The sequence below is a fragment of the Microbacterium umsixpiens genome (genome assembly GCF_053543675.1).
Window position 1 is genome coordinate 1 of the sequence record NZ_JBLVOH010000015.1, and the last position, 9,611, is coordinate 9,611.

Sequence of the window (9,611 nt, forward strand, 5' to 3'; positions counted from 1 at the left end):
CGACGACTCCGACGGAGGCGAGGAGCAGGGTGGCCGCGGTCGCAACCGCAGCCGCAGCCGCAACCGTGGGCGTGGACAGAACGGCTCAGCGCAGGAGCAGCAGGCACAGCCCGCGGCCGATGACGATCAGGCCGGCGGCAACAACCGCAACCGTCAGCGCAACAAGCGTCGCAGCGGCGTCCCGACCGACGAGTTCGACACCGAGATCGGCGAGGACGACGTCCTGATCCCGATCGCCGGAATCCTCGACGTGCTCGACAACTACGCGTTCGTGCGCACCACCGGATACCTCGCCGGCCCCAGCGACGTGTACGTCTCGCTCGGCCAGGTGAAGAAGTACAACCTCCGCAAGGGCGACGCGGTCGTCGGCTCGATCAAGCAGCCTCGCGAGGGCGAGCAGCAGGGTCGTCAGAAGTACAACGCGCTGGTCAAGGTCGACTCGATCAACGGTCTGTCGGTCGACGACGCCGCCACCCGCGTGGAGTTCGGCAAGCTCACCCCGCTGTACCCGCAGGAGCGCCTCCGCATGGAGACGGCCCCCGAGAAGCTCACCCAGCGCATCATCGACCTGGTCGCCCCGGTCGGCAAGGGCCAGCGCGGTCTCATCGTCGCGCCGCCCAAGGCGGGCAAGACGATCGTGCTGCAGCAGATCGCGAACGCCATCGCGCAGAACAACCCCGAGGTCCACCTCATGGTCGTGCTCGTCGACGAGCGCCCCGAAGAGGTCACCGACATGGAGCGTTCGGTCAAGGGCGAGGTCATCGCCTCGACGTTCGATCGTCCGGCCGAAGACCACACCACGGTCGCCGAGCTCGCCATCGAGCGTGCGAAGCGACTGGTCGAGCTCGGACGCGACGTCGTCGTGCTGCTCGACTCGATCACCCGCCTCGGCCGTGCGTACAACCTGGCTGCCCCGGCATCGGGCCGCGTGCTCTCCGGTGGCGTCGACGCGTCGGCGCTGTACCCGCCCAAGCGGTTCTTCGGAGCGGCGCGCAACATCGAGAACGGCGGATCCCTCACGATCCTCGCCACGGCGCTGGTCGAGACCGGTTCCAAGATGGACGAGGTCATCTTCGAGGAGTTCAAGGGCACCGGCAACAGTGAGCTGCGCCTGTCCCGCGCCCTCGCCGACAAGCGCATCTTCCCTGCGGTCGACGTGAACGCGTCGAGCACCCGTCGCGAAGAGATGCTGCTCTCGGCCGACGAGGTCAAGATCACGTGGAAGCTGCGTCGTGCCCTCGCCGGCCTCGACCAGCAGCAGGCTCTCGAGGTGGTCCTCGGCAAGCTCAAGGAGACCAACTCGAACGTCGAGTTCCTCGTGCAGATGCAGAAGTCGATCCCGACGCTTCCCTCGGGCGCGCACGGGCACGACAACAACATCCGCTGAGCGGCTGAGCCGTGTTCGAGTCCGTCCAGACTCTGATCGACGAGCATCGCCGGGTGCAGGAGGAACTCTCCGACCCGGCGGTGCACGCCGACGCTGCCCGCGCGAAGCGCGTGAACCGTCGCTACGCCGAGCTGTCTCGCATCGTCGCCGCGTATGAGGCCTGGATCGCGGCGACCGATGATCTGGAGACCGCGCGCGAGTTCGCGCGGGAGGACGAGTCGATCGCGGCCGAGATCCCGGCGATGGAAGAGGAGCTGCAGACCGCACAGGAACGCCTGCGGCGCCTGCTGATCCCGCGCGACCCGGACGATGCCCGCGACGTGATCATGGAGATCAAGGCGGGGGAGGGTGGCGCGGAGTCTGCGCTGTTCGCCGCCGACCTGCTGCGCATGTACATCCAGTACGCGGCGTCCAAGGGGTGGAAGACCGAGCTGCTCGAGCGCAACGAGTCCGACCTCGGCGGCTACAAGGATGTTCAGGTCGCGATCAAGGGATCCTCGACGGACCCCGCCCAGGGTGTGTGGGCGCACCTGAAGTACGAGGGGGGCGTGCACCGCGTGCAGCGTGTGCCCGCGACGGAGTCGCAGGGGCGCATCCACACGTCGACGACCGGCGTGCTCGTCTTCCCCGAGGTCGACGAGCCCGAAGAGATCCACATCGACCAGAACGACCTCAAGATCGATGTGTTCCGTTCGTCCGGTCCGGGTGGGCAGTCGGTGAACACGACCGATTCCGCGGTACGCATCACTCACGTGCCGACCGGCATCGTCGTGTCGATGCAGAACGAGAAGTCCCAGCTGCAGAACCGCGAGGCGGGTATGCGCGTGCTGCGTGCCCGTCTGCTTGCGCGTCAGCAGGAGGAGCTGGACGCCGCGGCATCCGATGCCCGCCGATCGCAGATCCGAGGCATGGACCGCTCTGAGCGCATCCGCACCTACAACTTCCCTGAGAACCGCATCGCGGATCACCGCACGGGCTTCAAGGCGTACAACCTCGATCAGGTCATGGACGGAGCGCTCGATCCGCTGATCGATAGTGCGATCACGGCAGACGAGGAAGCGCGGCTCGCCGCGGTCGGTTCCGACTCCTGACGCGCCGCTCGAGCGCTATGCTCGGGCCGTGATCACACTTCTGTTCCGCGGCCTCATGTACGTCGTGTCGGCCGGTCTCGGCCTGATCGCCGCCGACCTCGCCCTCGACGGGTTCCAGATCGAGTGGGACAAGTGGTGGGGCTTCGTCATCTGCATACTGATCTTCGCGATCCTGCAGAGCGTCCTCGCGCCGTGGGTGGGCAAGATGGCCACGCGCTACGCGCCCGTGCTCATGGGCGGCATCGGCATCTTCTCGACGCTGATCTCGCTCATCATCGTGGTGCTGCTGCCCATTGGAGGACTGCGCATCACCGACCTCACCGGCTGGCTTCTCGGCTCGGTGATCGTGTGGCTCATCACCGCTCTCGGCAGCGTCCTGCTTCCTCTCATCTTCCTTCGCAAGAAGGTGGAGGCCGTCAAGACCACACGCCGCTAGGCTGTCCGGGCCCGGCGCCGCTCAGATCGCGTAGTCCGGCGCGGTGAGCAGTGCCCTGGTGTCCTCGCCGGTATTGCGCTGGCGCGGCTTCGCCGGAACCCCGACGAGGATGCTGTCCGCTGGAGCATCACGGGTGACCACGGCGTTCGCGCCGATGACGGAGCCGGGGCCGATCGTGATGGGGCCGAGGACCTTCGCACCGGCACCGACCGCCACTCCGTCGCCGAGCGTGGGGTGGCGTTTGCCGGAGGTGCGCGTCCGTCCGCCGAGAGTCACACCGTGGTAGAGCATCACGTCATCGCCGATCACACTGGTCTCGCCGATCACGACGCCCATGCCGTGATCGATGAAGAACCGACGGCCGATGCGCGCGCCGGGATGGATCTCGATCCCGGTCAGCCAGCGCGACAGCTGCGAGCCCGCGCGCGCGAGCAATCGCAGTCGGCGTCGCCAGAGCGCGTGCGAGACGCGGTGCGCCCAGATGGCGTGGAGCCCCGGGTACAGCAGAGCGACCTCGACGGCGCTGCGTGCGGCGGGGTCACGCAGGCGAGCCGCCGCGACGTCCTCGCGCATTCGTCCGATCATGCCCATCGACGTCTCAGTCTTCGCGCAGGTCCTCGAACAGCGCGGTGGAGAGGTAGCGCTCACCGGTGTCCGGGATCACGACGACGATGGTCTTGCCGTCGTTCTCGGGGCGCGCGGCGACCTTGAGCGCCGCGGCGACGGCCGCGCCGGACGACATGCCGACGAGCAGGCCCTCTTTCGCGGCGAGCTCCCGGGCGACCCGCAGCGACTCGTCGAACTCCGCGGTCATGATCTCATCGAGCACATCGCGGTCGAGCACGTCGGGGACGAAGTTCGGCCCGATGCCCTGGATCTTGTGCGGTCCGGGGTGGCCTTCGCTGAGCACAGGGGAGTCCTTGGGCTCGACGGCGATGACCTGGATGCCCGGCTTCGCGGCCTTGAGGGCCTGCCCGGTTCCCGTCACCGTCCCGCCGGTGCCGACTCCTGCGATGAAGATGTCGACCCCACCGTCGGTGTCGCGGAGGATCTCCTGCGCCGTGGTCTCGCGGTGGATCTGAGGGTTGGCGGGGTTCTCGAACTGACGGATCCAGATCGCGCCGGGCGTCTCCGAGACGATGCGCTTGGTCTCCTCGATCGCACCGCTCATGCCCTTGGTGGGATCGGTGAGCACGATCTCCGCGCCGAAGGCCTTGAGCAGCACACGGCGCTCCTTGGACATGGAGGCAGGCATCGTCAGGATGACCCGGTAACCGCGGGCGGCGCCCACCATCGCGAGGGCGATGCCGGTGTTGCCACTCGTCGACTCCACGATCGTGCCACCGGGCTTCAGCTCGCCCGATGCCTCTGCGGCGTTGATCATCGCGATGCCGATGCGATCCTTCACGCTCGATGCCGGATTGTAGTACTCGAGCTTGGCGAGCACGGTGGCCCCGAGGCCCTCGGTCACGCGGTTCAGACGCACGAGCGGCGTGTTGCCGAAAGCGGTCGTGATGTCGGAGTGGATGCCGGGCATGAGGAGCCTTCCTGTGCGGGGGTCGCTGCCGGTCCAGCCTAGGGGAGGGCCCTGTGGGCGGGGGCATTGTGACAGCCGTGCGCGCTCTACGCTGGAACCCATGTCCGACACCTCTCTCGCGGCGCTCGTCCGTGCCGCTGCTCAGCGCCTGGCCGATGTCGGCGTCCCCGATCCTCTGGTCGACGCGGAGCTGCTCGCGGGCCATGTGCTCGGTCGGCGACGCGGCGAGGTGCAGGCCGCGGTCATCCGCGGCGACGACGTCGACGACGAGACGGCGGGCGCCCTGGAGGGTCTGGTGACGCGCCGAGCCGCGCGCGAGCCGCTGCAGCACATCACCGGGACCGCCCCCTTCCGCCACCTCGAGCTGGCGGTGGGGCCCGGTGTGTTCGTCCCGCGGCCGGAGACCGAGACGGTGGTGCAGTATGCGATCGATGCGCTGCTGAACTCCGCGGAGCCCGAGCCGATCGGCGTGGACCTCGGCACCGGCAGCGGTGCGATCGCTCTCGCGATGGCGACGGAGGGGCCGCACGCCCGCGTCTTCGCCGCCGAGCTGTCCGAGGAGGCGCACGCGTGGGCCAGCCGGAACGTCGCCGGCGTCGACAACCTGACGCTCGTGCTGTCCGATCTGGGGGAGGCTTTCCCCGAACTCGACGGCACGGCATCGGTCGTCATCTCGAACCCGCCCTATGTGCCGGACGCCGCGATCCCGCGCGATCCGGAGGTGCGACTCTTCGACCCCGCGATGGCGCTGTACGGGGGAGAGGACGGCCTGGACATCGTGCGAGTGCTCAGTTCTCGGGCGCTCGCGCTCCTGCACCCCGGTGGTCTTCTCGTCATCGAGCACGGCGAGCTGCAGGGGGAATCGATCAGGGACATCCTCGCCGCGGACGGCTGGCGCGCTCCGGCGACGCATCGCGACCTCACCCTGCGGGACCGCACCACCACGGCGCTCAGGCCCTGATCAGCTCCCTCTGAGCATCGGCAGCCCCCGCGCCGCATAGAATCGAACCGTCATGTCAACCATCTTCGACTGCCGCGATGACTCGCAGCTGCTCGCCGGCATGCGCCATGCGCGCCAGGCGATCGGCCGTGGCGAACTCATCGTCATGCCCACAGACACCGTGTACGGCGTCGCTGCCGACGCCTTCTCCCCGGCCGCCGTCCAGCGGCTGCTCGATGCGAAGGGGCGCGGCCGTGATCAGCCGCCGCCCGTTCTGATCGGCACGAAGGAGACGCTCGCAGCCCTGGCCGAGTCCGTCCCCGAGCCTGTCGAACGTCTCATCGAGGCGTTCTGGCCCGGCGGTCTCACGATCGTGCTCCCCGCCCAGCCCTCTCTGGTGTGGGATCTCGGGGAGACGCTCGGGACGGTCGCGGTGCGGATGCCGGAGGGGCGCGTGGCACTGGAGCTGCTGGCCGAGACCGGACCGCTCGCCGTGTCCAGCGCCAATCTCACCGGCCAGCCCGCCGCCATCTCGGCCTCGGACGCGGAGCAGATGCTGGGCGACAGCGTCGCCGTGTACCTCGCCGATGGTCTGAGCAAGGACGGCATCGCCTCCACCATCGTCGACGCCACGTCTCTGGTCCGTCGGAGTGCGGATGCCGAGCCCGGCACTGTTCGCATCCTCCGAGACGGTGCGGTGACGCGCGAGCAGCTGCAGGAGGTGCTCGGCGATCTGCTCGAACCCGAGGAGCCGCAGGACGCGGAGCATGTGCATGCGGAGGAGCCGCAGGACGCGGATTCGTGAAGCAGTATCTCGCCACGGTCATCCTCACGGCAGCGATCACGTTCGCGCTGACCTGGGCGGTCTGGCGACTCAGCCTCCGGTTCAAGCTGTACCCCGGCATCCGCGAGCGCGACGTGCACACCACGCCCACGCCCCGCCTCGGCGGTGTGGCGATCTTCCTCGGCATCGCCGCCGCCTTCGGGTTCTCGGCGATCAACCCGTTCTTCCAGAGCATCTGGATCCCCCCGCAGACGATGTGGTCGATCCTGGGCGCCTCGCTGCTGATCGCGATCATCGGCGTGGTGGACGATCTCTGGGACATCGACTGGATGATCAAGCTCGGCGCGCAATTCCTGGCCGCCGGGCTCATCACCGTGGGCGGCGGACTGCAGATCCTGTCGCTCCCGTTCGGGGACCTCATCGTGGTCTCCAGCTGGCTGAGCATCACGATCACCATGTTCGCGATCGTCATCGTGATGAACGCGGTGAACTTCATCGACGGACTCGACGGGCTGGTCGCCGGGGTGTGTCTCATCTCGAACGGCGTGTTCTTCGCGTACTCCTACATCTTCACGCGTGACTCCGGAGCCTCGAGCTACTTCAACCTCTCCACGTTCCTCGCCGCGGTCCTGATCGGTGCCTGCCTCGGATTCCTGCCGCTGAACTGGAGCCCGGCGAAGCTGTTCATGGGGGATTCGGGCGCACTGGTCATCGGTCTGCTGATGGCGACCTCGGCGATCTCCATCACCGGTCAGATGGACCCGTCGGCATTGGACCCCGAGCGTCTCGGCCGCTCGCAGCTGATCGGTGCCTTCCTCCCGATCCTGCTCCCGCTGCTGGTGGTCCTGCTGCCGCTGCTCGACTTCGGTCTGGCGGTGCTCCGCCGCATGAGCGCCGGCCGGTCGCCGTTCTCACCCGATCGCAAGCACCTGCATCACCGGATGCTGGATCTCGGCCACCGCGACCGCGACGCTGTCCTCATCTTCTACGCGTGGACGGCCGTCATCTCGCTCGCCGTCCTGCTGATGTACGTCGGTGCACGGGAGGACTGGCCCGGCCAGTACCTTCCCGGCGTCGGCTTCGGCGTCGTGGGCATCGCCGCCTGCCTCGTCGTCACCCTGAGCCCCACCCGCCGCAGGAAGAGCGCAGCGGCCGCCGACACCGACCCGACACCCGTGGAGTCCTGATGAGCCCGAGCCCCGTTTCCAGCACGCCGATCCTGCGTCGCACCCTCATCTGGTCGGCGGTCGCCACCGCGGTACTCGCGATCGTCGCGGGCGGTGTCGGCTATGCCGTCGCCGGGGGAGAGGGACTCGTCAGCGGGCTGCTGGGCGTGCTGCTGGCCGCCGTGTTCCTGGCGATCACCGGCATTAGCATCCTCATCGCCAACCGTTGGTACGGCGACCCGATCTACGTGCAGCTGTTCTTCGCCATCGTCCTGGGTGGTTGGCTCCTCAAGCTCGGACTGTTCGTCGTCGCGATGATCCTGCTCGCGGGTCAGCCGTGGCTGGAGCCGATGGTGTTCTTCCTCTCGATCGTGGCCGGCGTGCTGATGTCGCTCGCGATCGATGTGATCGTGCTCACCCGTATGCGACTTCCGAACGTGAGCGACACCACGCTGCCGACCGAGGTGCCCGAGGACCGCGCCCCCGGCAACGCGAATCACATCGACGAAGGACCCGTCGACGGCGGCCCGCGGTCTTAGGGGACCCTCAGATTCTGATACTGTTGAAACGTGCCCGCCGCTCGCCCGCGAGCGCTTGCGCTGATTGCACACCGACCATCGTCGCCCCGGTTTAGACCGGTGCCCCGAAGCTGGAGCCCGCGCTGTTTAATCTTGCTGCGACCCTGACCCCCCGACTTGCCTCCGACGGCGAGTTCCACGGCCCTTCGATCGACGATTTCTTTCCGGAGATCCTCTTCCACGTAGGCCCGATCCCCGTCAACCGGATCCACCTGGTCCAGTTGCTCGCGGTGATCGCCGTGGTTCTCATCCTCTGGCTCGGCACCCGCCGCATGAAGGTCGTCCCCGGACGCTTCCAGAGCCTGGTGGAGATGGGGCTCGGCTTCGTTCGAACCAACGTCGCCCACGACATGCTCGGTCGCAAGGACGGCGATCGCTTCCTGCCGATCCTCACCACCATCTTCTTCATGGTGCTGTTCATGAACATCACGGGAATCATCCCGTTCCTGAACATGCCGGGAACGGCGATCGTCGCGGTGCCGCTGACGCTCGCCGTGGTCAGCTACGTGACCTTCATCTACGCGGGAATCAAGCGCCACGGCCTCAAGTTCTTCAAGAACTCCCTGTTCCCGCAGGGCGTGCCGGTCGCCGCGATGCCGATCGTCGCGATCATCGAGCTCATCTCGACGTTCATCCTGCGTCCGGTCACGTTGACGCTGCGTCTTCTCATGAACCTCGTCGTGGGGCACATGATCCTGGTCCTCGCGTTCTCCGCGACCCAGTTCTTCTTCTTCACCGCAGGCGGCGGCTGGGCCGCGCTCGGTGTCGGAACTCTCGCCTTCGGCGGCGCCTTCACTCTCTTCGAGATCCTGGTCGCCGTCCTCCAGGCATACGTCTTCACCGTCCTCACCGCGGTCTACATCCAGCTCGCGGTCGCAGAAGAGCACTGAGCGGGCAGGCATCAGCCTTCCCACCCAACGAAAGGAAAACCCCGTGGACGCTACTACGGTTCTCGCTGAAATCAACGGTCACCTCGGAGCTGTCGGCTACGGCCTCGCAGCCATCGGCCCGGCCATCGGCGTCGGCATCGTCGTCGGCAAGACCATCGAGGGCGTCGCCCGTCAGCCCGAGCTGGCCGGTCGTCTCCAGGTCCTCATGTGGATCGGTATCGCCTTCACCGAGGCGCTTGCGTTCGTCGGCATCGCCGTCGCATTCATCCCCTTCCCGTAATCCTCACCGACTTCTGAAGGAGACAGGATGCTGAACGCTCTTGTCACGAACCTCGCAGCAGAGGGTGAGCCGAACAACCCCCTCATCCCTGCGTGGTACGACATCATCTGGTCGGGCCTCTGGTTCATCGTCATCCTCATCGTGGTCTGGAAGGTCGCCCTTCCCCGGCTCACGAAGATGCTCGACGAGCGGTCCGCCGCCATCGAGGGCAACATCGCCAAGGCCGACGAGGCGCAGAAGCAGGCGGAGGCGGCACTCGAGGAGTACACGCGTCAGCTCGCTGAGGCGCGTACCGAGGCCGGAGAGATCCGCGAGGCCGCCCGTGAGGACGGCAAGAAGATCGTCGCCGAGGCGAAGGATGCCGCGTCCACCGAGGCCGCACGCATCACCGCCACCGCGCACACGCAGATCGAGGCCGAGCGGCAGACCGCTCTCGTCTCGCTGCGCAGCGAGGTCGGAACGCTCGCCATCGACCTCGCCGGCGGCGTGGTCGGCGAGACGCTCTCCGACGACGCCCGTGCG

Annotated in this window: 12 protein-coding genes; 10 read left to right on the top strand and 2 right to left on the bottom strand. The window is 67.5% G+C overall.

The window, feature by feature from the left end; genetic code table 11:
* The 3 genes from rho to ACNPM4_RS01430 all read left to right on the top strand — a co-directional run.
* Positions 1-1,387 (top strand): transcription termination factor Rho (rho, locus tag ACNPM4_RS01420; RefSeq protein WP_448984446.1); only part of this gene is annotated, 1,387 nt, incomplete at its 5' end.
* An 11-nt stretch (positions 1,388-1,398) separates the two neighbouring features.
* Positions 1,399-2,478: a peptide chain release factor 1 gene (gene prfA, locus ACNPM4_RS01425; RefSeq protein ID WP_448984447.1), complete on the top strand. Its 1,080-nt coding sequence runs from the start codon at positions 1,399-1,401 to the stop codon at positions 2,476-2,478.
* A gap of 28 nt (positions 2,479-2,506) precedes the next feature.
* Complete coding sequence (locus ACNPM4_RS01430; RefSeq protein ID WP_029261871.1) at positions 2,507-2,914, top strand: phage holin family protein; 408 nt, start codon at positions 2,507-2,509, stop codon at positions 2,912-2,914.
* A gap of 21 nt (positions 2,915-2,935) precedes the next feature.
* On the opposite strand, the gene epsC is transcribed toward ACNPM4_RS01430, so the two are convergent.
* Both epsC and cysK read right to left on the bottom strand, forming a co-directional pair.
* Entirely contained in the window at positions 2,936-3,505 is a 570-nt protein-coding gene (gene epsC, locus ACNPM4_RS01435; RefSeq protein WP_448984448.1) for a serine O-acetyltransferase EpsC, read from the bottom strand.
* Between the two features lie 7 nt (positions 3,506-3,512).
* Positions 3,513-4,451 (bottom strand): cysteine synthase A, encoded by a 939-nt coding sequence (cysK, locus tag ACNPM4_RS01440; protein WP_448984449.1) that lies wholly within the window; start codon positions 4,449-4,451, stop codon positions 3,513-3,515.
* 100 nt (positions 4,452-4,551) lie between these two features.
* Here cysK and prmC point away from each other — a divergent pair, with 100 nt between their 5' ends.
* From prmC to ACNPM4_RS01475, 7 genes are all read left to right on the top strand, one after another.
* Entirely contained in the window at positions 4,552-5,412 is an 861-nt protein-coding gene (gene prmC, locus ACNPM4_RS01445; RefSeq protein ID WP_448984450.1) for a peptide chain release factor N(5)-glutamine methyltransferase, read from the top strand.
* Positions 5,413-5,464: 52 nt separating this feature from the next.
* Positions 5,465-6,196, top strand: a complete 732-nt coding sequence (locus ACNPM4_RS01450) for an L-threonylcarbamoyladenylate synthase (protein WP_029261867.1) — start codon at positions 5,465-5,467, stop codon at positions 6,194-6,196.
* A complete protein-coding gene (locus ACNPM4_RS01455) occupies positions 6,193-7,362 on the top strand; it encodes an MraY family glycosyltransferase (RefSeq protein WP_029261866.1) in 1,170 nt (389 codons plus the stop codon). The genes ACNPM4_RS01450 and ACNPM4_RS01455 overlap by 4 nt, the downstream gene beginning before the upstream one ends.
* Positions 7,362-7,880 (top strand): Cg1360 family ATP-synthase-associated protein, encoded by a 519-nt coding sequence (locus ACNPM4_RS01460; RefSeq protein ID WP_029261865.1) that lies wholly within the window; start codon positions 7,362-7,364, stop codon positions 7,878-7,880. Before ACNPM4_RS01455 ends, ACNPM4_RS01460 begins: the two co-directional genes overlap by 1 nt.
* Before the next feature lie 209 nt (positions 7,881-8,089).
* A complete protein-coding gene (gene atpB / locus ACNPM4_RS01465; RefSeq protein ID WP_258134098.1) occupies positions 8,090-8,809 on the top strand; it encodes a F0F1 ATP synthase subunit A in 720 nt (239 codons plus the stop codon).
* A 43-nt stretch (positions 8,810-8,852) separates the two neighbouring features.
* Entirely contained in the window at positions 8,853-9,089 is a 237-nt protein-coding gene (gene atpE / locus ACNPM4_RS01470; protein ID WP_017830994.1) for an ATP synthase F0 subunit C, read from the top strand.
* 27 nt (positions 9,090-9,116) lie between these two features.
* Positions 9,117-9,611: F0F1 ATP synthase subunit B (locus ACNPM4_RS01475; RefSeq protein ID WP_448984451.1), on the top strand; the 495-nt coding region annotated here is incomplete at its 3' end.